The organism is Arthrobacter sp. DualSoilB13 (genome assembly GCF_055389195.1).
On sequence record NZ_AP035865.1, the window covers coordinates 619,930 to 642,457 of the forward strand.

The following is a 22,528-nucleotide window of genomic DNA, read 5'->3' on the forward strand; positions in this document are numbered from 1 at the left end:
CTCATGCTCCTTCAGTTGTAGTTGGTTGGTTGTTTTTGAGGCTCAGGCGGGTTTGGATCCACCGATGGACCGGGTTCGCCCGCGAGCTGTCCAGGAAGTGTCCGTGGGCGACGGCCGGGCTTACTTCCAGATCCACAGGGACAGATGATGCTGCCAACCGTTGGGCGAACTGCTCGACGTCGTCACGCACCGGGTCGGCCGCGCCGACGATCAGTGAGACAGGACAGAGCCCAGTGAGTTTAGTGGCGTGCAGCGGCGAAAGGTACAGCCGTTCCCGGAGGTCAGTCCCGGAGCCGGCGTACTCGCCCCACGCATCCAGTAACAATGATCGGGGTGGGAAGGACCTGCTGTGCCGGTAGGAGGCGGCGCTGCACTCGGGATCCAGGGGAGGGTAGGCCAGGACTTGTCCGTGAAGCGGCAGTCCATTGTCCCGGAACCAGAGTGCGACTCCCGCAGCCAGGGTGCCACCTGCGCTGTCACCGCCCACTAGGACCGGGTGGTTGTACGTTTGCTGTGCCCAGAGAGTGGCTGCGGCGATGTCCATCACGGCGGTGGGGTGGAGCCACCGGGGAGCAAGCCGGTAGCCCACGCTGATGATCCTTGCAGTGCCCAGAGAGGCCAGAGCGGCGCACGCTTCATGCCAGCCCTCAATCGATCCACGGGTCCAGCTGCCGCCATGGGCCCACACCAGTGTTACGGACGGGCGGGCTGCGGCTTCATATATGCGCAACCGGATATCGGCATCGTCCGCCCCCTGCACAAAGAGGTCCGACCACGGCACATTGATGTCCGGCCGCGGCGCAGGGGGCCGTTTTTCGCGGAGGCGCGGGGTCCCTGGCAGCGCAGAAGTATCTGAAGTCATGCTTTCATCCTTCACGCCATGGAGGATCCGCGCCTGTCCCTGCTCTGCCTATCACTGACAGGGGGTGGATAACTTTGCCTGGCACTGCCAATACTTGCTCCAGTGGGACAGTGTTGTGGCCTGGCGAAGGTTTCGCACCGTTCCACTTCTTTGTGCCGATCCGTAGGTGCGCAGAGATTGAATGATGACCTTGGGGGTAATTGTGGGAACTGTCCTATTGGAAGAACTGTCCTTTAGCAGCGAGTTGACTCATGCCGTCGTGCTGCGGGATGTCCAGCAGTACGAGGTGACAGGGCCCGTCGTCGTGGTGAATCTGGCTGGTAGCGACGCCTCCGTCGGTCACGGACAGTCGGCGGCATTGCCGGCCTTTAGCTCAACGATTCTCCACGGCGGTTCCATCACAGGGGCCCTGCTCGCTGTGCTGTCCGTGGAGACGGTCCAGAACGGGGAACAGCGCGCAAGGGATCTCGGATGGGCCGACTTCTATGGTGCCGAGGCTGGACAGCCGGTCCTGCTGCGCTCCACGCAGGACACGCTGGGGACGGTCCTGCTGGACCCCGCCTTGGTTCTTCGCCAGCCCGGCCTGGCGCCGGGGGAGAAGGCTTTCACTGTGAAGGCCAATCTGTGGTTCAGCCCCGCAGGAACCGACTGCGGAATACACAACCGGCATGATTTCATCGAGGTTCACACCCAGATTTCCGGGCTTGGACGCATGCAGAAGTTCACCTCGCAGGAACACAGGTCCATTTACGAGGACCAGCTATTGAGCCCTGGCAATACCAACCCTGTGCCGTTCTGTCTGGAACGGGAGGGTACCTTCACCTACCCGTGGCACCAGTACCGGGCCGACACAGACTGTATCTGGCTCGCGCTGGAATACCACCTCAGCTAATCACTCCGTCTCATATCCGCCGGCGACAACCGGCAGGTCCTTCACGCCCATTTTCAGGAAAGAAGCAATGAAAAACATTGGAATTGTCTTCGGTACACGACCCGAAGCTGTGAAATTCGCCCCCATCATCCACGCTCTGATCCAGGATCCCCGTTTCCGCCCGGTGCTGATTTCCACGGGCCAGCACCGTGAAATGCTTGACAGCACCTTGGAGGAATTCGGCATCACCCCTGATGTTGAACTGCGCATCATGAAAGAACAGCAGACCCTCTCCCAGGTGACCCACCGGATACTGGAGGGACTCTGCTCCGGAGACCACATGGAAGGCCTCGACGCCGTCATGGTCCACGGGGACACCGCCACCACCCTTGCCGGCGCCCTGGCCGCACTGCACCGCTCCGTGCCCATCATCCACGTCGAGGCCGGCCTGCGAAGCGGGAACAATTACTCGCCGTTCCCGGAGGAAGTGAACCGGAAGCTGGTGGCGCAGATCGCCGCACTGCATCTGGCCCCCACTCCGGGAAACAGCGCCAACCTGATCCGTGAAGGCGTCCGGGAACACTCCATCGTGATCACCGGGAACACCATAGTCGATGCCCTTCAATGGGGAATGAACAACCTTCGCGGCTACGGGGAACCGGCGTTGACGGATCTCGACAGCGATCCCCGCAAGGTGATTCTGTCCACCACCCACAGACGCGAAAGCCATGGCCGTCCGATGCGGGAGATTGCCGCGGCACTGGCTGACATCGCCCGGCGCCGGGAAGATGTCCGCATCGTTGTTCCACTTCACCTGAACCCCAAGGTACGCGAGGTCATGGTTCCGATCCTGAGTGGTATCCCCAACGTGGACATGGTGGACCCGCTTCCCTACCTGAGCTTCTGCAGGCTCTTGCAGCGCAGCGATCTGATCCTCTCGGACAGCTCGGGGGCAGAAGAAGAAGGCCCTGCGCTGGGTAAGCCGACGCTGGTGTTGCGTGAAATCACCGAACGCAGCGAATCGATCCTGACGGGAAGTTCGCGCCTGGTCAGCCGAAACCGTGGCCAGATCGTTCACGAGGTGGAACGCCTGCTCGATGATGCGAATGCCTACATGGAGATGGCGACAGCCATTAACCCCTACGGAGATGGCAAAGCCACCGAACGAACCATTGCTGCGGTGGCCCACTACTTCAAGTTGGGCCCGGCTGCCATGCCGTTCGTGCCCGGTGCAGATTTCGTGCCGGCACAGACGCGAACCGCAGCATGACGAGGATGCCGTTGGGCCTGCTGGCCCTCGCGGTGGGAGGTTTCGGCATCGGCCTCACCGAGTTCGTCATCCTGGGCCTGTTGCCGGAGGTTGCCGCGGATTTCTCCGTCAGCATCCCGGTCGCAGGGCACCTGGTTTCCGGCTACGCACTCAGCGTGGCCGTTGGAGGGGTGTTGGTGACTGCCGCGACGGCGGCCCTTCGCCCCAAGACGGTCCTCTGCGCCTTGATGGTGCTCTTCATTCTGGGGAACCTTCTGTCGGCAGTGGCAGGGGATTACACCACTATGTTTGCCGGCCGAATTGTGGCCGCACTGTGCCACGGGGCGTTCTTTGGGATTGGTGCCGTGTTGGCTTCGAACCTGGTCACGCCCGATCGCAAAGCCAGGGCCATCTCCATCATGTTCGCCGGGCTGACCATCGCGAACGTCCTCGGCGTTCCGATGGGCACGTTCCTGGGCCAACAGCTCGGCTGGCGGTCCACCTTCTGGGCAATCACCATCGTGGGGGTCATTGCCCTGACCGGGCTGATCGCCTACGTCCCTGCGCAGGACGCGGTCGAACGCGGACCTGGACAGCTTCGTCGTGAGCTCGGGGCCTTCACATCCGGCCAGGTATGGCTGTCCATTCTGGTCACCGTCTTCGGGTTCGGGGCCATGTTCGGTGCCTTCACCTACATAGCGCCGATGCTCATCTCACTGGCCGGGATGCCGGCTTGGGCCGTGCCGTGGATGCTGGTCATCTTCGGTGCCGGGCTGTTCACCGGGAACATCCTCGGTGGCAAGGCTGCAGACGGAAACCTGGACAAATCCCTGCTGATCCTCCTGTCGGCACTGACCTTTGTTCTGCTGGTGTTCACCGTGACCGTCCACAATCCGTGGGGTGCAGCGGTGACGCTGTTCCTCCTCGGCGCTGTCGGATTCGCGGCAGTGCCCGGCATGCAGACCCGTGTCCTGTCCTTCGCTCACCGGGCGCCAACACTGGCCTCCGGTGTCAACATCTCCGCATTCAACCTCGGCAATGCGATCGGAGCCCACCTCGGCGGGACAACCATCGCGGCTGGGTTTGGCCTGGCCTCGCCCATCTGGGTAGGTGCAGGCCTGGCCATCATCGCTGTAGCTCTCATAGCGTCAGCGTCGTTGGCGCTGCAACGCACGAACACCCCACCCGCCGGCACGCCGGAAACAGCACCATCACCTGCACTCACACGAAAGGTACTCTCATGACCTCAACGGCGCTCCCCAAGACCACACCCACCTTGGACGTCACCGAACCGGAGTTCGGAACCGAGACAGTCACGGACTTCCTGCGCGATGGCTATTGGCTGGAGGCGGCAGACATCGACGGCGACGGCAAGCCCGACCTCGTCGGCTACGGCCTGAAAGTCGGTGAAATCTACTGGTACAAGAACCCCACCTGGGAAAAGAAGTTGGTGCTCGACAAGATTAAGGAACCCGTCGGCATGGACTTCGGTGACATCACCGGTGACGGCACCACGGACCTGGTGGTTTGCTACCAGCTTTACGGTCCTGGCGGAACCATCCACCACGCCGACCCCGAGGGCGGCAAGATCGACTGGCTGGAAAACCCCGGCAACCCGTCAGAAGCTACCGACAACTGGAAACGTCATTACGTCGGGCGCGCCATCGGCATGCACCGCCTGCGCGTGGGTCACTTCACGCGCACAGACAAAATCCAGATCATCGGGTTCCCGATCGTTGCCGTCGAAGACGTGCACGCAGTCCTTCCCGTGGTGCTTTTCACCCCCACGGATGACCCTCGCGCCGAATGGGACAAGGAGATCATCAGCGACTCGGACTTCCGAATGATCCATGGCGTCGCCAAGAAGGGTGGACTGATTCCCGGCTCACCGCTGGACTCGATCCTCATGGCCTCCGATGAAGGCGTCACCTGGCTCTACTACGACCAGGACAACCGCAGCTGGGCGTGGCAGCACATCGGAGACGGTGAAGAAAGCCAATTCGAGAAGACCACCTTCAAAGGCAGCGGCGACGTCGACGGCGGACGCATCGGCGATGACCCACTTGCCTTCGTCGCAGCCATCGAACCTTTCCACGGCAACACCGTTGCCGTGTACGTGCGCAGTGGGGGAGACGCTGAGGCCGCGGGGTGGACCCGTCACCTGCTGGATATTTACGGGGACCCGAACCAGAACGGTGAAGGCCCCGGACACACCGTCATGTGCCGCGATTTCGATGGGGACGGAGACGATGAATTCCTGATCGGCCTGCGCGGTCCCGAACCCTGGCAGGGCGCGTACTACTACAAAGCCGTAGATCTGGCCAAGGGCCTGTTCCTGAAATGGAAAGTCTCCGGCGAGTCCATCGCCCGGATCGTTGCCGGTGACTTTACCGGCAACGGCGCGGAGGATTTCGCCACCATCTCCTACTCGGTCCAGCACTACTTCGTTGCCCCCAAAGCCGAAATCACCCTGCACCCGAACAACACCGTCCAGCGCGGAGGATCGAACTGATGACAACCACAGAAAAGACCGGCGTTGGCAGACGCTTCTTCATGGCCGGTTCCGCCGGCACCATTGCAGCAGCCTCCTTGGCCGCACTCGGAACCGCCAATGTCCCTAAAGCCCAGGCCGCTACCGGCTCCGCAACGGTGCCTGACGGCTCGGTGATCAACTCCGGGGACACCCGCTATGCGGACCTCATGACAGGCAACAACCAGCGTTTCGTCTCCCATCCCGACTACGTCCGGCTCATCACCAGCACCAAGGACGCAGAGGATGCTGTCCGCGAAGCAGTCCGCACCGGGAAGAAGGTCTCGGTCCGAAGCGGCGGCCACTGCTTCGCCGATTTTGTCTGCAACCCCTCCGTCCAGGTCATCCTCGATGTGTCCCCGATGAACGCGGTGTACTACGACAAGAAGATGGGCGCCTTTGCGGTGGAACCCGGCGCCCGCCTCATGAACGTCTACGAAACGCTGTACAAGAACTGGGGCGTCACCGTTCCCGGAGGCATCTGCTACAGCGTGGGTGCGGGAGGGCACATTGCGGGTGGCGGCTACGGCCTTCTCTCACGCTCGCACGGCTTGGTGGTGGACCATCTCTACGCCGTTGAAGTGGTGACGGTGGACGATCGTCGTAAAGTCCGCACCGTGACCGCCACCCGCGACGACAAAGGTGAGCTCGGTGACTTGTGGTGGGCGCACACCGGCGGGGGCGGCGGCAACTGGGGCATCGTCACCAAGTACTGGTTCCGATCACCGGGAACACAGGACAAGAAGCCCTCAGACCAGCTGGTCAAGGCACCCTCCACCGTTTTGGTCAGCGCCATCTCTCTTCCATGGGACCAGCTGGATGAAACTAGATTCCGGCGCCTCATCACCAACTTCGGAACATGGCACGAGAAATACCGCCAACCGGGCACCCCGGAATCGCATCTGAGCAGCCTCTTCAACGTCAGCTCCAAGGCCCACGGAAGCCTGGGGATGTTCACCCAGATCGACGCGGCAGCCCCGGACGCCAAGGGCGTGATGGAACGCTATGTGGCGGCAATCCTCGACGGGGTTGCCATCACCGCCGAACCCGTGGAAAAGCCCAACGGGGAAATTCCGGCTATGCCGGAGTTTTTCAAGACCCGGGAAATCCCGTGGCTGCAAGCAACCCGCTTGGTGGGGACCGATAATCCCGTCATCACCAACCCCACCAGTCGCGGCGCCCACAAATCGGCCTATCTGAACCGGAAGTTCACCGATGACCAGATTGCGGTGCTCTACGGGCAGATGAGCCGACCGGACTTCACCAATCCCAACACGATGCTGGTTCTCTTCTCCTTCGGCGGGCAGGTCAACGCCGTAGCCCCTGACGCCACAGCAAACGCCCAGCGCCAATCCGCGTTCAAGTTCTGCCTCCAAACTTTTTGGCCGGATGCCGCCGATGATGACTTCTACCTTGGCTGGGAGCGGGAAACCTACGAGGGCATGTTCAAGAGCACCGGTGGGGTGCCCGTGCCCGGAGACCAACTCGATGGCTGCTACATCAACTATCCAGACGTCGATGTTGCCACCACGGACCACAACAGCTCCGGGGTGGGTTGGCAAACCCTGTACTTCAAGGACAACTATCCGCGGCTCCAACGTGCCAAGGCCAGCTGGGACCCAACCAACTACTTCACTCACAGCCTCGGCATCGAACTCCCGACGGGAAGTGACTCATGACCGCCCCAGTCCCGGAAGCATCCGCCGCACGGCCCCGGCTCAGCAAGCTGCCGTCCCTGACAGGATTGCGATTCTTCGCCGCGCTGTTGGTGTTCTTCTTCCACATCACCCTGTCCAACTCACCCATACCGCCAAATGACCCGATCAATCCGTTCGCGGACGCCGAGCTCGGATCCACGCTTGAATGGCTGGTCAGCAAAGCAGGATATGTCGGTGTGTCGTTCTTCTTTGTCCTCAGCGGATTCCTGCTGGCGTGGGCGTCGAAACCGGGGGAGCCAAAACGGCAGTTTTGGCGCCGCCGACTGCTCAAGATCTTCCCCAACCACTTGGTGATGTGGGTGCTGTCGATGATCCTGTTCGCAGCCGCCATCAACCCTCCTCTGGGATGGATCAGCAACTTCTTCCTGGTGAATTCATTCATCCCTGACGCCTCCGTCTACGTCGCGGTGAACCCGCCCTCATGGACGCTGAACAGCGAACTGCTGTTCTATATGCTGTTCCCCTTGCTGATGGTCCCTCTCCGGAAGATCCCAGGCAACCGCCTCTGGGCTTGGGCATGGATCATGGTCGCTGCGATGATCGCAGTTCAGCTGGTCACCACCTACCTGATCCCCGCTACCCCCGTCTCGGCTCTGACACCGATCTCCGAGGCCCAGTTCTGGTTCGGGTACATCTTCCCGCCGGCACGCCTGTTCGAATTCATTCTGGGCTCCATCCTGGCCCGGATCGTCCTGTCCGGGCGTTGGGTTCCCTTGAAGATGTGGCACAGTCTTCTTCTGTGCGTCGTCGGTTATGTCGCTGCGATGGTGGTCCCGTTTGTGTACTCCTTCAATGTGGCAACCATCATTCCGGTCGCTGCAATCATCTGCACCGTCGCCACCCGGGACATCGCAGGCCGTACCGGCTTCCTCGGCTCCAAACCAATGGTTTGGCTGGGGAACATCTCCTTTGGCTTCTACCTGTGCCAGGGAGTGGTGATTTTCTACGGCCGCATCCTCCTAGGTGACGATGTATACCCAACGCCCGTCGCCTTGTTGGTGGTGGCCGGGTTCTTCGTGGCTACGCTGTTGGGCGGATGGGCCCTGTACGCCCTCGTGGAGAAGCCCGTGATGGACCGATGGGCACGGCCGCGACACAATCAGGTACAGCCTGAGCCTGATCGGGCCACAGCAACCGTGGTGTAGACGCGGAAGAAGAAGGAGAACAAGAAGGCCCGATCCTGATGGATCGGGCCTTCTTGGCTTTCCTGTCGTGACAGAAGGACTACCTGGCTGCGATGCGTTGAGCCACCACGCTGGCGTCGCTGGACGTCAGCAATTGCAAGGCCTCGGCCGCGGGCGTGCCTGGATCAGCGGTGTACATGAGGATCCGGTGACCCGATTCGTCAGGCGGGGTGAGGACTTCGAAGTTGAGCTCAATATCGCCCACCTCGGGGTGGTGCATGTATTTCAGCCCGGACATGCAGTTCTCAACAGGGTGCCGTGCCCACAAATTGGCGAACTCTTCACTGTTCATCGTTAACTCGCCAACCAATGACGCCAGCTCCGGGTCATCGGTGGCGCGGCCCGCGACCAGTCGTAACGATGACACGGCCCGGGTGGCTTCTTCGAGCCATCGCGTGTACAACTCACGGGTGTGGCGGTCCAGAAACAACAGCCGCGTCATGTTGGGCCTCGTCGATGGCGTCTCGGGCGCAGCGAAATCCAGGTGACCGGCCACTAGCCTATGACCAATCCGGTTCCACGCCAGCACTTCGCTGCGGCGTCCCAGGACGACCGCGGGTGTGTTGGACATTGACTGGATAAGGCGCAGCGTACCGGGCCTTACCTTATCCGGCTTGGTTAGCGTTCGCCTTTTGGTGGTTCCGGGCCGGGCAAGATTGAAAAGATGGGCGCGTTCGTCCGTGTTCAGGTTAAGTGCCCGGGCTATTGCATCGATGACCGCTTCGGACGCGTTGTTACTGAGGCCCTGCTCCAAGCGGGTGTAGTACGTATTGCTGACGCCGGCCAACATTGCCAGTTCCTCCCTCCGGAGGCCGGGTACGCGGCGGATGCCGTAATTCAGAAGGCCAACGTCCTCTGGCTGTAAGGCAGCCCTTCGAACGCGAAGGAACTCCCCAAGTTCACTCGGATTACTCATGTGCCCATTCTGCCTCTCTTGCGCGGGTCTGTCCTGTCCCTGCCAGTGACACTCTGATCCGGCGTCGCGCAACTTCTTGTGACAAGACAAAGGCGGCAACGGCGGGTATGGCATTGTCCCGCCTGTCACTGCCAGGGGTAGGCAGAAGGGGGTGTGGTTGATCCCTGGCCAGTCAGTGAATGTGGAGATGTGAAGATGCCGTCCGCGGACGGCTACCCCTCCAGAAAAGGAACACTCCCATGACCACGCAACCGGATGTCACCACCGGACCCGGCGTTCCACCGTTGACCGAAGCCGGGCGGCCCACTGAATATTCGCCACGGGACGAACCGTCGCAGCGGATGACCGGTCGCCAAAAGCTGGCACTCATTGTCCTGCTCGCGGCGAGTTTCACCCTCGCCGTTGATTTCTCGATTCTGAACGTCGCCCTCCCGGCCATCGGCGCCGACGTCGGATTCAGCCTGGAGAGCCTCCAGTGGATCGCGACGGCGTTCGCGCTCTGCGCCGCCGGGCTGACACTGTTGTTCGGGCGTGTCGCGGACATCGCCGGCCGCCGCCGGATGTTCATCATCGGTATGGCTTTGCTGGGTGCAGCATCTCTCGCCGGTGGCCTCGCGGCCGATCCTGCTTTGTTGCTCATCGCCCGCGTGGGCCAAGGCGTTGCGACGGCGATCGTCGTTCCGGCTGCGTTGTCCCTGCTGCTGGCGTCGTTCCCGGAAGGTCCGCTGCGCGAGAAAGCCCTGGGCCTCAACGGGTCCCTGATGGCTGCCGGGTTCACCACCGGGGCAATCCTCGGCGGATTGTTGACGGACCTGCTCAGCTGGCGCTGGGCCTTCTTCATCAATGTTCCAGTGGCCATCGCAGTGCTGATCATTGCCCCCATCGTCCTGGCCGAGAGCAAGCCGGCCAGCAAGGTGAAGCTGGATGTTCCGGGCGCCATCACGGTGACCCTCGGCCTTCTGGCCCTGGTATTTGGTTTGACGAACGCCGCTGAACACTCGTGGACTGATCCGCTGACGCTGGGTTCCCTCGCAGCAGCTGTGGTGTTGTTCGTGGCTTTCGTGGCGGTCGAACGCAAAGCCGCCTCACCCCTGGTGCCGCTGGAGATCCTGAAGCGCTCCACGGTCGCCTGGGGAAACATCGCGGGCATCCTTGCCTTTGTCACCGAAACGTCCTTGGTGTTCCTGTTGACGCTGTACCTGCAGCAGGTCCTCGGCTACACCCCGCTCGGTGCCGGTCTGGCCTTTGCGGTCCTGGGTCTTGGAACCGTACTGGGTGGCGTCCTAGGCCCCAAGGTCATCGGAAAGATCGGCAACAAGAAAGCCATTGTCTATGGATTCATTGTCCAGGCAATCGCCACCGGTTCCCTGGTCTTGCTCAGTGCCGACCCCGCCTCCATCGCCTTGCTGCTGGCGGCAACGTTCGTAGGGGGCGTGGCCAACCTCGTCGTCATCGTCGGATTCATGGTCACTGCAACCTCCGGCCTGCCTGATGAGGAGCAAGGCCTTGCTACCGGATTGGCAACCATGAGTCAGCAGGTGGGCATCACCATGGGTATTCCGATCATGAGCGCCATCTTCACCGCACAGATTCTTGCCATCGGAAACAATGATGCCCCGGCTGTGCTCAGCGGTGTCACCACAGCCATCTGGGTGAATGCGGGTCTGTGCCTGCTCACGGCGCTGGTGGTGGGATTGTTCCTCCGGAGGCCCACCCCGGCGCTCGGCTAGGAATACTTACACGGCGCCCGTGGAGCCCCCGGTGTTCCCCAACAGCGATGCCAGAGTTTTCCAACGTGCGATCTCGCAGCCATCGGTCCTGCTGAACTGGCTGTGGACCCTCCGGCCACGGAACCAGCCCGTCACAACCGCTACCTGCGGCCCACCGTACTGCTGGGTGCAGATTCGGTCCGGTTTGGGTTCGGGAAAGAAGATTTCCTCGCCGAACTGCTCCACGGCGGCCAGCGCCGCCGTGGCGTCGGGCAGATTTGAATCAACGGAATCGGCGTTCGCGGACAGCACACCGTTCATGGAACGCAGGCGGAACTCCCGCGGCTCAGCATCAGGTGCCTCTGTCAGCGTGACTGTCAGGTCGACGTCGTGTTCTTTGTCGTTTGGGTCGCTGGTGGCGGAGTCGTTCTCTTTAGCGGAAACCATGGTTACCTTTCGCTGGTGGCGGCGGGTGCTCAGGCAGCCAAGCCGCTCAGCTCGTCCAAGAGCGGCCCTACTGCCTGGAGCACACGGGCCCGCAGCTCCTGGGATTCGGCCGCGAAAGCCCGCTGGTATTCAACGTACTCGGACTTGCCCTGCGGTGTCTCAATCCTGATGGGTGGGTAGCCCCATTCTTCAAGATCGTAGGGTGAGGCCTGCATATCCATCGCCCGGATCCGCCACGACAACTCGAAAGCGTCCATCACCAGCTCGCTGGGCAGGGCAGGCGTCAACTTGTACGCCCATTTATAGAGGTCCATGTTGGCGTGCAGGCAACCTGGCTGTTCCATGGTGCGCTGGTTCTCCCGGGTGGGCGTGAGCTCATTCAACGCGGTGGCGTCCGGTGTGTAGAAGCGGAAAGCGTCAAAGTGCGAGCAACGGATGCGGTTCTCTTCAACAACGGAGTCAGTGCCCTCGCCGCCGAGCCTCAGCTTCAGGTATTCGTGCCGTAGCTCGAACTTCTCCTGCCGGTACACCATGGCCCACTCATGCAGCCCAAAGCACCCGAATTGTGCCGGTCGCTTGGCCGTTCCCGAGAGGATGATTCCCGCGAAGCGGACAGCTTCGGCGCGGTCGGCCAGGAAGCCGCCGCGGTCAAAGGTGACCGCCGGCGTGCCTGGAGTTAACCCCGCTGAGGCGAGTTCGCCGTCGTCGAGCGTTCGGTAGAACTTCCAGGCCACACGGTCAAGGGCGCGTTCGCCGCTAAGGACCACGCCGTGCCCGGGGTGCCAGCGCTGCAACTGCCCCGGCTTCTGCGTGTAGTAAGTGAAGAGGAAATCCTCCACGGGGTGCTTCTTGCCGGCCGAACGCCTGTCCAGATACGGATCGGCGTACTGCGCGACGCGAGCATGGTGGGCTGCCTCCAGCCCGAGCCATTGCTCTTGGGGGAGGTGCCGCAGCCTAGAGGCCGCCATCTGATCCCAGGACGCTCTTCGCGGCGTCCCAGAGGGCGATCTGGCAACCGTCCGAGCGTTTGAAGGACGCGTTGACTTCCTTGCCGTCCACTGAGCCGGTCACCTTGGCTGTTGCCGGGCCGCCGTACTGCATGGTGCAGGCTTGGTCCGTCCGGGTGGGGGCCGGGCTCAGGATGGAGGGGCCGCTCTTGAGGGTGCTGCAGGCCTCGGCTCCTGATGGGTGGCTGCTTTCGGCCGCCGGTGCGCCATCCTTACATACGAGCGTAAATGTTTGCGGAGCGGACTCCGGGGTTTCGACGAGCGTGATGGACAGCTCGGCGTTGCCCGCGCCGGCGGCTGCTGACGCACTGGGAGTTGCGGTCTTGCCGGGACTGCTGCCGGAGGGGGCCGACGACGACGGTGCCTGGCTTGCGCTGCCTGTGGAACCTGGTGTCGGGGTGCCTGAGCATGCGGCGAGGCCGGCGATGGCCAGTACTGCCAACAGGGGCCGAACAAATCGCATGCGCATGGAATCTCCTAGGTTGCGTCCATTTTACGTGGCACTAGTGGTGCCTGTTTCCGTGTTCGCTTCAAGAAGACCACCGGGGGAGCGTGCTTGGCTAGTGGCCGCGCGGGTTTGTTAAAGCGAGTTATGCCGTTGGGTGGCGGCGATCAACCCCGTCATGGCCTGGTGGAGTTCAGCTACTTCTTCGCGGCTGAGTTGCAGGCGCTCACGGATCTCGCCCGGAACTGCTGTGGCCTGATCGCGGAGTGCAGCGCCTTTATCTGTCAGCTTGACGGCCAATGCCCGCTCGTTGCCCGGAACGCGCTCGCGGGTAATGAGTTCGGCTTCCTCCAGGCGGCGAAGCAACGGGGAGAGGGTGGCGGGGTCGTGGAGGAGGCTGTCGCTGATGTCCTTCAGCGTTCGGGGGCTCCGCTCCCAGAGGGCAAGCATTACCAAGTACTGGGGATGGGTGAGCCCGAGCCGTTCCAGCACAGGCTTGTACACGCCCACAACACTTCGCGAGGCCACGGTCAGGGCAAAACACAGCTGGCGTTCGAGGAGGAGGTCGTCGGTCTCCTGAGTGGGCTCTTTTGTGGTTGTCATGGCTGCCTCCTGTGCTCGCTGCCAGATCTATTAGCGCACACTCACCAATTAGTTAGTGCACTAATGATTAGCGTACTATGTACTTATTGAACCGCCTAAAAGAGGAGTCGATCCGCGTGGCCCAGGAATCCTTTACACGGAAATTCATGCGCGCGACAGGGAAGTTCCGGGTAATTTTCGGCCCCGCGCACAGCAGCTCCCTCGACCACGAGATGACCGAGGACAACCGGAAGTTGCTCGCCCAGCGCCAAGCCGAGACACAGCAGTGGGAAACCCTCCGCCGTCCCGATGGCAGCACCTACGTGGTACCCCGCAATCCGGAAGACAAGTCCCTGCGGTAACCCCCCGCGACGGGGATTTTGGGCGTAAAATTGCCTCACTGAACGGCACGCACCAGCCCTGCCGCTTTTTCGCTCTCCGGTAAGAAGGGAGGTGGAAAACATGGGACGCAGAATGGAAGGCTTCGTCCACGTGACCGAGCGGCTGCAGTCCGTTTTTGGACCGGCAACCCACGGTGATACGGACAGTCCTGTGCTGCACAAGCATGATGATTTCGAGACCGCTTCCGAGGCGGATCTGAAGAACTTCGACATCGAGACCGACTCTGAGGGCCATCACTACGCAGTCCGGAACAATGATCCCGGTCCAACCACCACTGACTACAGCCTGTAGGGGGACAGTGGAAGCACCCCACGAACTGCGGAAGGACCGGAGCGCTTGCTCCGGTCCTTCCGCAATTTAATCCCGACGGCGGCACTCCCTGACGTTCTAGGTCCGCCGGGGTGGTGGGTCGTCTTAGCCTTCGCAGTCAGTGCAGTAGGCGACGCCATCTTTTTCGCGGGCAATCTGCGAACGGTGGCGGACCAGGAAGCAGGAGTGACAAGTGAACTCGTCATTTGCCTGCGGGATGACCTGGATGACCAGTTCTTCGGCGACGATTTCGCCGCCGGGGCCGCTGGCGTCGAGGCCATCGGTTTCGTCCAGTTCAAGCACGACACTCTTGGCCGTGGGAGCGCTGGCGGACTGGAGAGCCTGGAGGGACTGCTCCTGGTTCTCTTTTACATCGGTACGGAGTTCGTCGTAATCGGCTGCCACTTTTTAATGCCTCTTCGTGTTAGGGGGTTACCGGGTATGCAACGTACAGCATGCCACGAAAATTCCATACCATACCCCAGTTATGCGGCTTGTGGCGAAAACCACGTGGGTGACGGGCAGAAAAACCCGCCACCAAGCGTGATTTCGCCCATCTGTTACCGGAGTTCGATGTCCAATGATTGGAATTGGTCCGCCGCGTGGCGACCGACCAACAACCGGAACGTACCCCGCTCAAACTGCCAGCCGGCGTCGTAATGTGCAAACGCCTTGGCCGGGATGCTTATTTCCACACTCTCGGTTCCGTTAGCTGCCAGGTGGGTTCCGGCGTAACCGGCAAGCCAGCGCACAGGCCTCTCCACGCCGGATTCGGGGCGTTCCAGGTAAACCTGGACTACTTCCCGCCCGGTGCGGGTGCCGGTGTTCTTGACGGGGACGTGCACTACGACGTCCTTACCGGCGGCCACCGCCTGGGGTGCGTGGGCTTTGCCGAGCTCGAACGTCGTGTAGCCAAGGCCATAACCGAACGGGAGTGCCGGAGCGGCCCCGCCTTCGGCTTCCTGCTTCAACCATGCCCGGTAACCGATGTGGATGCCCTCGGAATAGACCACCTTTCCCGCAACTGGCGTGGTGTTCAGGACAGGGACATCTTCCAATGCGGCAGGCCAGGTGGTGGGCAGGCGTCCACCCGGCCCTTGGGCACCCAGGAGGATGTCCGCGATTGCGTTGCCGAATTCCTGCCCTCCAAACCAGCCCAGCAGGACCGCGTCCACCTTGTCCAGCCAGGGCATCAGTACCGGGGAGCCCGAGTTGACCACCACAACAGTGCGCGGGTTGGCTGCGGCAACGGCGTCGACCAATTGGTTTTGGTAACCCGGAAGGTTCAGGTCTTTGCGGTCGAAGCCTTCGGATTCGATGGCGGCGTTGGTGCCCACCACCACCACGGCGACGTCGGACGTGCGGGCCGCTTCAGCGGCGGCGTCGATTTCCGCCTGCGGGTCCGTGACGATGGTTTCCTCGCCCAGCAGGATGGCAGTGAACGGGATGATCTGTTCGGCTGGCAGTTGGTACTCGGCTTCGATGCGGACCGTCTGGCCCGCCGTGGTTTCGATCGCGTGAACGGTTTTGGGCGGATCGAACAGCGCCGCACCCAGGACTTCGGTATCGTCCTCAAGCTCGCTGTTGAAGACTTCCGTGCCGTCCAGGACAAAGCGGATCTGGCCCACTGTGCCGACGCCAAGGTGGTGGACACCTGCTGTTTCTGCTGTCCAGTCCGCTTCCATGCGGATGGAGGCCGCGCCGTCGGGAATTCCGATGCCGAACCAGATCAAGTGCGAAGCCAAACGGTCTTCGCCGGAAATCTCCGAGCCGTCTTCCGCCAGGAAGGTCACGCGGATTCCGGGGACGTCGGAGACCGGATTGTGCAGGGAGGCGCGGGGGAACGCCTGGATGCCCTCGGCAACCTTGGCGCCGCGCGCGTAGGCGACCGTGACGTCGTCGGGCAGTGCCTTCCGCAGCCCCTCCAACGGCGAGACGGTGTACTTGGGCATCACCGTGGCGCTGCCGCCGCCCTGGGTGCGGGCTTCGTCAGCGTTGTGGCCGATCACGGCCACGCTGCTTAGCATTTTGGCATCCAGAGGCAGGAGCCCCTTATTGCGGACCAGCACGGCGCCGCGGACGGCTACTTCACGCGCGACGGCGGCACCGTCAAGTTGTGTGGGGAGCTGGGTGACTGCGGGCGCGAATCCCTCGAGTGAACCGACACGGGCCGCCAGGCGCAGGATGCGGGTGACCTTCTCCAGGATGGCGTAACGGCTCACGCGGCCATCATTGACGGCGGCCAGCAGCTTGGGTCCCCAGTGGCCTACCGGTCCCGGCATTTCCAGGTCCTGGTGGGCGTTGGCTGCGTCGATCGAGCGGACGCCGGTCCAGTCGGACACCACCACGCCGTCGAAGTCCCATTCGGTGGACAGTGGCGTTTCCAGCAGCTTGTTCTCGCTGGCGGTGGTGCCGTTGATGGAGTTGTACGAACTCATCACCAACCAGGCGCGGGCCTCGGTGATCGCGTCCTCGAAGGCGGCTAGGTACAGCTCGCGGAGCGGGCGCTCGTCCACTATGGAGTCTGCGGTGAAGCGCTCGGTCTCAGCCTCGTTGGCGAGGTAGTGCTTGGGGGTGGCGCCCACACCCATGGACTGGACGCCGGCAACGTAGCCGGCAGCCATGGTGGCGGTGAGCCGGGGGTCCTCGCTCATGCATTCGAAATGGCGGCCGCCCAGCGGCGAGCGGTGCAGGTTGATGGTGGGGCCCAGGACGGCGTGGACGCCTTTGCGGCGGGCCTCCTGGCCCAGCATCTGGCCGTAGCGGTGGGCGGTTTCCACGCTCCAGGTGGCGGACAAGGCGGACGACGACGGCAAGGAGACTGAGTCGTGGCGCTCATCGAAGTCTTCGCCGCGGACGCCTGCCGGGCCGTCGGACATCACAATGCGGGACAGGCCGATCTCCGGGATGGCGTGGGTGGACCAGACGTCCGCTCCGGTCAGCAATTGGACCTGCTGCTCAAGGGACAGACTCGTGGCGAGTTCACGGATCTTCGCTTCGGCGTCCGGGGATCCGGCCTGCGGTGCCGTGACGGCAGCTGCGAGTGTGGGATTCATGGGTGGCTGCTCCTTCTATGCCCGTCGTTGGGTCTACCTAGAACTCTAACCGCTAAAATCTAGTGTGACTAGGTTTTTAGCTCAAGTGCCCCTGAAATAGACTGAGCCAATGCCAACTTCGAGGGCCCGCGGCCAATACGCCAAGGGAGCGGAACGCCGCGAACAGATCATCCAGACCGCCACCGACGTCTTCGCAACCGAAGGATTTGAGGGAACAGCGCTCAAGCGCGTTGCCGAGTTGGTGGGTGTCAAGGAAGCCACCTTATTCCACTACTTCAAAGGCAAGCAGGAGCTCCTCACGGCCGTCCTGGCAGAACGGGATCGTCGCTCCCTGGCCCTTGGCGGCGAATCCGAGGTGGGGCTGGCCCTTATGCCGGGCATCGCCGAGCGGAACGAGCGGGAGCCGGGGCTGACTACCCTCTACGCGGTTGCCTCGGCAACTGCCAATGACCCAGGGCACGACTCCCACGCGTACTTCAAGGACCGCTACGAGACCGTGATTCGGGGCATTGCTGCCGACATCGAACGGCGCCAGTCGTCCGGCGAGGTACGCACCGACGTCGGCGCTGAAGCTCTTGCGCGGCTGGTGGTGGCTGCCTTCGACGGCCTGCAGTTGCAGTGGCTTTACGACAAATCAGTGGACATGGCCGAAGGACTGCGGCAGCTCACCGACGTGTTGCTGGCCCCGTCGCACCCAACTGGGTAGCAGATAAGGCCGTTCTGAGAGCTCAGAACGGCCTTATCTGCTACTTACTTGGGGGCGATGCCCGTGGTGATGCTAGCGGCCGGTGCCGCCGTAGACGGTAGCCTCAGCGTCGCCGTCGAGCTCGAACGCATTGTGGATGGCGCGCACGGCATCATCCAAGGCGTCAGCGCTGGTAACCACGGAGATACGGATTTCCGAGGTGGAGATCATGTCAATGTTGATGCCGGCGTCAGAGAGGGCCTTGAAGAACGTGGCCGAAACGCCGGGGTGTGAGCGCATGCCTGCACCAATGAGGGAGAGCTTGCCAACGTGCTCGTTGTATTCGATGCTCTCGAAGCCGATCTGGCCCTCGGCGGCGCGCAGGGCGGCCAGGGCGTCCGCACCTTCAACAATGGGAAGGGTGAACGAGATGTCCGTGCGGCCGGTGCCGTGGGTGGAGACGTTCTGGACGATCATGTCGATGTTCGAGTGCGCATCTGCGATCACCTGGAAGATTGCAGCTGCCTTGCCGGGGATGTCCGGTACGCCCACCACAGTGACCTTGGCTTCGGACCGGTCGTGTGCAACGCCGGAGATGATTGGCTGCTCCAAGGCAACTCCCTCTTGAATAGTGAACTTTTCGTCGGCGCCGGGGATGACCCAGGTGCCTTCGTTCTGGCTGAATGACGAGCGGACGTGCAGCGGCACACCGAAACGGCGGGCGTACTCCACGCAACGCAGGTGCAGGATCTTGGCACCGGAAGCGGCCAACTCCAGCATTTCCTCGCTGGAGATACGTTCGATCTTCTGGGCGCTGCTGACGACGCGGGGGTCGGCGGTGTAAATGCCGTCCACATCCGTGTATATTTCGCAGACGTCAGCTTCGAGAGCCGCAGCCAAGGCAACAGCGGTGGTGTCCGAGCCACCGCGGCCCAAGGTGGTGATCTCGTTGGTGATGCGGCTCATGCCCTGGAAACCTGCCACGATGGCAATGTGACCCTTGTCCAGGGCGGTGCGGATGCGGTGAGGATCGACGTCGATAATTCGCGCCTTGCCGTGGATGCCGTCGGTAATCATGCCGGCCTGGGAGCCCGTGAAGGACTGCGCGGAGGCACCGAACTTGTTGATGGCCATGGCGAGCAAGGCCATGGAAATTCGTTCACCGGCGGACAACAGCATGTCCATTTCACGGGCTGGAGCCGAGTCGGTGACCTGGCTTGCAAGGTCCAGGAGTTCATCAGTGGTGTCGCCCATTGCGGAAACAACAACCACAACCTCGTTGCCGGCCTTCTGCGCGTCCACGACGCGCTGAGCGACCCGCTTGATGCCATCAGCATCGGCAACCGAGGAACCGCCGAACTTTTGAACGATCAGCTGCTTGGTAATGGCAGCCTCGTTGGAGAGCTCGTCGATCTTCACTTCGGTAGTGGGCATAGTCATGCGCGCACCCTCACTGCATCAATAGGGTTCGAACGCGGCCTGCCAAATCCAAATTTGAGCACGCCTGCGTAGCTTATTTGCCCAGTTTATCGCCGTGTGCAGGGCTGGTAGGAATTGTGACCACATAGCGGCCACCCCATCCCTCTACCATCCGGCCGTGCCCGGACCGCCCTTGAACGGGCCCACAATCTGCCGGGTGATCCAGCCGCCATAAAAGCCGCCTTCCTGGAACGTCACCTGCTCACCGTCCACCGTGCAGGCTTCCATGTTTTCCGGATACAGGGCCACCCGTGTGCTCAGGGCCTCGAAGCCCCGGGTCGGGTGTGGGTACGTCCAACCGCCGCGCTCAACAACCGTCCCGCCGGCAGCGATAGTGAAATAGCTCGCCTGCCCCTTGAATTCGCAGAATGTGGTGCCCCCAACAGGAATAAGAACACCTTCCGGGAAGGCATCCAACGGCACGTAATAGACAGGAGGATGGCTGGTTTCCAACACCCTCACAGCATCGGTGGTGTCTACGATCACCTGACCTCCCAGCCGCACCACAACCCGCTCGGCACGCGGCTCAACCCGGGGCGGGCGCGGATAGTCCCACACCGATTCCTGACCGGGGGCCGGCTTGATGGGACGGGGGCGCCGGAAGACGCCGGAAACACTGCGACTGGAGACCATGTCCCATAGTGGCACGCTTGGCTGGGATCTCCCCGTGAAGTTTTGGGCGTATCCGTGGCAGCGTGCCCGGCGTACCATCCATTCATGAGGAGTGCGAGAGGCAATGGCCGGCGTTCCTGACCGCCCACGCGGTCCGGGTCCAACCCATGAACCCGAATACGAAGTGATCGGCGGCGTGATCGACGATCAGCCCTCCGGCTTTGATCGCACCAGTCCAAGGACTGGGTCTCCGGGCAGACCCGCCCCGCAGTTCGGGACAGACTTGGCCGTTGCATGGCACAGCGCCCGGACATCTTTTACCTCGTGGAGGTTCTGGGTGGCCTGCGCCTTGGGGATTGCGGCCGCTTGGGGATCAGCTGCCGCTGTGATTGCGGTAGGGGAAGCCAATGGGTGGTTCGACGTCAGGGTTCCAGGCGCCATCTACCTGATCACGGCGGTGTTCCTGGCACTTGCCGCCGCCGTGTTGGGCGCGATGTGGGGCTTCCGTCATTCCCATGGGCGCGTACCCGTTCTTCTGCTGTCAGGGGCCATGCGAGGGATGGCGTTGGCTGCGCTGGCCGGTGGCGTCTTGCTCGCGGTGGGCAGCAGTGTTGGTGGGCCGACCGCGCTGACCGGTGCCGCCGTCGTGGTGATTGTCCTCGAAGTAGCCCTGTTCGGGCTGATCGGTGCAGGTGCCCGGACGTGCTTTGCCACGGCGGCGCCGGGTGCGGCGTTGGCCGCCGTAGTGGTGGCATTCCTCTGCTTAGGCAACGTTGTTGTCACGGCCCTGCTGCTTCCTGGCACCACCGGAATGGACCAGGCGTCAGTACCGGTGAATGTGGAGCGGGACGGTGCGGGGCGGGTCATTGCCTACGAATGTGTGGGCGAGCTTCAACCGGTTGAGGTTGCCCACACCGACCGGGTCGTGTGGCTTGCCACAGCCAACCCGGCCCTCCTTCTGGGGAGCATCGGCGCCGACATGGTGCCCCCGGATAACGCGCTGGGCTGGGTGATGTCCGGACTGCAGTGGGCTTCCGACGGGCCATCCCGTGAAGTGCCGTGCCTCCGCGGAGAATCAAGCACCAACCGTGCGCCGTCCATGCCAGTGGCGCTGACAGGCTTGGTGCTGCAGGCACTCACGGCCGCGCTGGTGCTGGTTCCGGGACGCTGGCTGGCTGCGAGGAGGCTGCGAACTAGTCCGCGTTCCGGCTAGCCCCGTCGCACGTACTCGGAAACCACCACGCCCGAGCCGAACGCCGTCGTCGAAACCTCATCGAAGGCGCTGGGCTGATAGGCGCCGGGCGCAAACAGCGGGATGCCGTCGCCAAAGAGGAGCGGGTTGCGTTTGAGCACCAGCCTGTCGATCTCCCCGGAAAGCCGGGTGGCCAACGTGCCACCGCCGCACAGCCAGATGGAGTTCCCCGGCTCGGATTTCAACCGGCGCACCACTTCCACCGGGTCCTCGGACGTCAACGTCAGGTTCGGGTGCTCGCCAGGAATGTCCGCCCCAGTCCGGGTCCGCGAGAAAACCACCTGCTGCAGATGCTGATACGGGCTTGTCATGCCCACCGGCAGGCCCACCGCGTAGGTATTCCAGCCCATCACCACGGTGTCGAACATGGTCCCGGTGCGTTCGATGCCAAAGGCGTCGGCAATCGCAGTGGGAATGGCATCTGAGAACCGCGCATTCAAGGCGGCCATGTGGTCGCCCTCCACCGGAAACGCGTCAAACTCGCCTCCAGGGCCGGCAATATAGCCGTCCAGGCTCACAGCAACGTAGTACACAAGTTCTCGCACGGGACCCCAATCACGGTTGATGTTGTGACTGCGAGACTACAACAGCGCGTTGCGCCTGCCCTCGAACGCCCTGCCGAGCGTGACTTCGTCCGCGTACTCCAGGTCCCCGCCTACGGGAAGGCCGGAGGCCAGCCGAGTCACGGTGATGCCTATCGACTTGAGCATGCGGGCAAGGTAAGTGGCTGTAGCTTCGCCCTCAAGGTTGGGGTCCGTGGCGATGATGATTTCCTGGATGGCGCCGTCGTTGAGGCGCGTGAGGAGTTCACGAATGCGCAACTGCTCCGGACCGACGCCTGCGATGGGATTAATTGCCCCGCCCAGCACGTGATAACGGCCGCGGAAGGACCGCGTGCGCTCAACGGCCAGGACGTCCTTGGACTCTTCCACGACGCAGATGACCGACGGATCACGACGCTGGTCGCGGCAGATATTGCACGTTTCCTGCTCGGTCACGTTAAAGCACACGGTGCAGAACTTCACCCGTTCCTTGACCGTGGTGATGGCCGTGACCAGGCGCTTCATATCCTCAGGATCGGCCTCAAGAATGTGGAACGCCAGGCGCTGCGCTGATTTGGGGCCCACACCGGGAAGCCGGCCGAGCTCATCAATCAGCTCTTGAACTGCACCTTCGTACACAATGTCCTCGTTAGGTTGAAATCAATGCTGGA

General features: G+C 62.4%; 23 protein-coding genes. 11 read left to right on the forward strand and 12 right to left on the reverse strand.

What is annotated here, in order from left to right:
- Position 1: 1 nt before the first annotated feature.
- Positions 2-862, reverse strand: a complete 861-nt coding sequence (locus ACZ5J0_RS03035; protein ID WP_166841289.1) for an alpha/beta hydrolase — start codon at positions 860-862, stop codon at positions 2-4.
- Positions 863-1,064: 202 nt separating this feature from the next.
- Here ACZ5J0_RS03035 and ACZ5J0_RS03040 point away from each other — a divergent pair, with 202 nt between their 5' ends.
- From ACZ5J0_RS03040 to ACZ5J0_RS03065, 6 genes are all read left to right on the forward strand, one after another.
- Positions 1,065-1,754: a hypothetical protein gene (locus ACZ5J0_RS03040; protein WP_166841378.1), complete on the forward strand. Its 690-nt coding sequence runs from the start codon at positions 1,065-1,067 to the stop codon at positions 1,752-1,754.
- A 67-nt stretch (positions 1,755-1,821) separates the two neighbouring features.
- Positions 1,822-3,003 carry a non-hydrolyzing UDP-N-acetylglucosamine 2-epimerase gene (gene wecB, locus ACZ5J0_RS03045; RefSeq protein WP_166841290.1) on the forward strand — a complete coding sequence of 394 codons (1,182 nt, stop codon included), beginning with the start codon at positions 1,822-1,824 and terminating at the stop codon, positions 3,001-3,003.
- Positions 3,004-3,008: 5 nt separating this feature from the next.
- The gene (locus tag ACZ5J0_RS03050; protein ID WP_166841291.1) at positions 3,009-4,226 is read left to right on the forward strand and encodes an MFS transporter; all 1,218 of its coding nucleotides are present in this window, start codon (positions 3,009-3,011) and stop codon (positions 4,224-4,226) included.
- The gene (locus ACZ5J0_RS03055) at positions 4,223-5,494 is read left to right on the forward strand and encodes an FG-GAP repeat domain-containing protein (protein ID WP_166841292.1); all 1,272 of its coding nucleotides are present in this window, start codon (positions 4,223-4,225) and stop codon (positions 5,492-5,494) included. The genes ACZ5J0_RS03050 and ACZ5J0_RS03055 overlap by 4 nt, the downstream gene beginning before the upstream one ends.
- Complete coding sequence (locus ACZ5J0_RS03060) at positions 5,494-7,191, forward strand: FAD-binding oxidoreductase (RefSeq protein WP_464094146.1); 1,698 nt, start codon at positions 5,494-5,496, stop codon at positions 7,189-7,191. The genes ACZ5J0_RS03055 and ACZ5J0_RS03060 overlap by 1 nt, the downstream gene beginning before the upstream one ends.
- Positions 7,188-8,375, forward strand: a complete 1,188-nt coding sequence (locus tag ACZ5J0_RS03065) for an acyltransferase family protein (RefSeq protein ID WP_166841293.1) — start codon at positions 7,188-7,190, stop codon at positions 8,373-8,375. The genes ACZ5J0_RS03060 and ACZ5J0_RS03065 overlap by 4 nt, the downstream gene beginning before the upstream one ends.
- A gap of 79 nt (positions 8,376-8,454) precedes the next feature.
- Here ACZ5J0_RS03065 and ACZ5J0_RS03070 read toward each other — a convergent pair whose 3' ends face one another.
- Positions 8,455-9,330, reverse strand: a complete 876-nt coding sequence (locus ACZ5J0_RS03070) for a helix-turn-helix transcriptional regulator (RefSeq protein ID WP_464094147.1) — start codon at positions 9,328-9,330, stop codon at positions 8,455-8,457.
- A 341-nt stretch (positions 9,331-9,671) separates the two neighbouring features.
- Between ACZ5J0_RS03070 and ACZ5J0_RS03075 the strand changes: the two genes are divergently transcribed.
- Entirely contained in the window at positions 9,672-11,060 is a 1,389-nt protein-coding gene (locus ACZ5J0_RS03075; protein ID WP_166841380.1) for an MFS transporter, read from the forward strand.
- 6 nt (positions 11,061-11,066) lie between these two features.
- Here ACZ5J0_RS03075 and ACZ5J0_RS03080 read toward each other — a convergent pair whose 3' ends face one another.
- The 4 genes from ACZ5J0_RS03080 to ACZ5J0_RS03095 all read right to left on the reverse strand — a co-directional run bounded on the left by ACZ5J0_RS03080 (position 11,067) and on the right by ACZ5J0_RS03095 (position 13,541).
- Positions 11,067-11,486, reverse strand: a complete 420-nt coding sequence (locus ACZ5J0_RS03080; protein ID WP_464094148.1) for a serine protease inhibitor — start codon at positions 11,484-11,486, stop codon at positions 11,067-11,069.
- Between the two features lie 29 nt (positions 11,487-11,515).
- Positions 11,516-12,454 (reverse strand): 3-methyladenine DNA glycosylase, encoded by a 939-nt coding sequence (locus tag ACZ5J0_RS03085; protein WP_464094149.1) that lies wholly within the window; start codon positions 12,452-12,454, stop codon positions 11,516-11,518.
- A complete protein-coding gene (locus ACZ5J0_RS03090; protein ID WP_464094150.1) occupies positions 12,441-12,962 on the reverse strand; it encodes an SSI family serine proteinase inhibitor in 522 nt (173 codons plus the stop codon). Before ACZ5J0_RS03090 ends, ACZ5J0_RS03085 begins: the two co-directional genes overlap by 14 nt.
- Positions 12,963-13,073: 111 nt before the next feature.
- Positions 13,074-13,541 carry a MarR family winged helix-turn-helix transcriptional regulator gene (locus tag ACZ5J0_RS03095; RefSeq protein WP_166841298.1) on the reverse strand — a complete coding sequence of 156 codons (468 nt, stop codon included), beginning with the start codon at positions 13,539-13,541 and terminating at the stop codon, positions 13,074-13,076.
- Positions 13,542-13,687: 146 nt separating this feature from the next.
- Here ACZ5J0_RS03095 and ACZ5J0_RS03100 point away from each other — a divergent pair, with 146 nt between their 5' ends.
- A complete protein-coding gene (locus tag ACZ5J0_RS03100; protein WP_374206957.1) occupies positions 13,688-13,882 on the forward strand; it encodes a hypothetical protein in 195 nt (64 codons plus the stop codon).
- A gap of 100 nt (positions 13,883-13,982) precedes the next feature.
- Positions 13,983-14,213, forward strand: coding sequence for a hypothetical protein (locus tag ACZ5J0_RS03105; RefSeq protein ID WP_165450136.1), 231 nt, complete (start codon positions 13,983-13,985; stop codon positions 14,211-14,213).
- 123 nt (positions 14,214-14,336) lie between these two features.
- Here the strand turns inward: ACZ5J0_RS03105 and ACZ5J0_RS03110 are convergent, their stop codons facing one another.
- Together ACZ5J0_RS03110 and ACZ5J0_RS03115 are read right to left on the reverse strand one after the other, a co-directional pair.
- Positions 14,337-14,636, reverse strand: coding sequence for a DUF4193 domain-containing protein (locus ACZ5J0_RS03110; protein ID WP_142936764.1), 300 nt, complete (start codon positions 14,634-14,636; stop codon positions 14,337-14,339).
- Positions 14,637-14,791: 155 nt separating this feature from the next.
- Positions 14,792-17,287, reverse strand: a complete 2,496-nt coding sequence (locus tag ACZ5J0_RS03115) for a beta-glucosidase (RefSeq protein ID WP_464094151.1) — start codon at positions 17,285-17,287, stop codon at positions 14,792-14,794.
- Between the two features lie 109 nt (positions 17,288-17,396).
- Here ACZ5J0_RS03115 and ACZ5J0_RS03120 point away from each other — a divergent pair, with 109 nt between their 5' ends.
- Entirely contained in the window at positions 17,397-17,993 is a 597-nt protein-coding gene (locus tag ACZ5J0_RS03120; protein ID WP_142936761.1) for a TetR/AcrR family transcriptional regulator, read from the forward strand.
- Positions 17,994-18,065: 72 nt separating this feature from the next.
- Here the strand turns inward: ACZ5J0_RS03120 and ACZ5J0_RS03125 are convergent, their stop codons facing one another.
- Together ACZ5J0_RS03125 and ACZ5J0_RS03130 are read right to left on the reverse strand one after the other, a co-directional pair.
- Positions 18,066-19,412, reverse strand: coding sequence for an aspartate kinase (locus tag ACZ5J0_RS03125; protein ID WP_142936760.1), 1,347 nt, complete (start codon positions 19,410-19,412; stop codon positions 18,066-18,068).
- A gap of 144 nt (positions 19,413-19,556) precedes the next feature.
- Entirely contained in the window at positions 19,557-20,084 is a 528-nt protein-coding gene (locus ACZ5J0_RS03130; protein WP_187697058.1) for a DUF427 domain-containing protein, read from the reverse strand.
- Between the two features lie 103 nt (positions 20,085-20,187).
- Between ACZ5J0_RS03130 and ACZ5J0_RS03135 the strand changes: the two genes are divergently transcribed.
- Positions 20,188-21,276, forward strand: a complete 1,089-nt coding sequence (locus tag ACZ5J0_RS03135; protein WP_464094152.1) for a hypothetical protein — start codon at positions 20,188-20,190, stop codon at positions 21,274-21,276.
- Here the strand turns inward: ACZ5J0_RS03135 and ACZ5J0_RS03140 are convergent.
- Together ACZ5J0_RS03140 and recR are read right to left on the reverse strand one after the other, a co-directional pair.
- On the reverse strand, positions 21,273-21,860 hold the full coding sequence (locus ACZ5J0_RS03140; RefSeq protein WP_166841313.1) for a dihydrofolate reductase family protein: 588 nt from the start codon (positions 21,858-21,860) through the stop codon (positions 21,273-21,275). The genes ACZ5J0_RS03135 and ACZ5J0_RS03140 overlap by 4 nt on opposite strands.
- Positions 21,861-21,896: 36 nt before the next feature.
- Complete coding sequence (recR, locus tag ACZ5J0_RS03145; RefSeq protein ID WP_142936756.1) at positions 21,897-22,496, reverse strand: recombination mediator RecR; 600 nt, start codon at positions 22,494-22,496, stop codon at positions 21,897-21,899.
- Between the last annotated feature and the right edge of the window lie 32 nt (positions 22,497-22,528).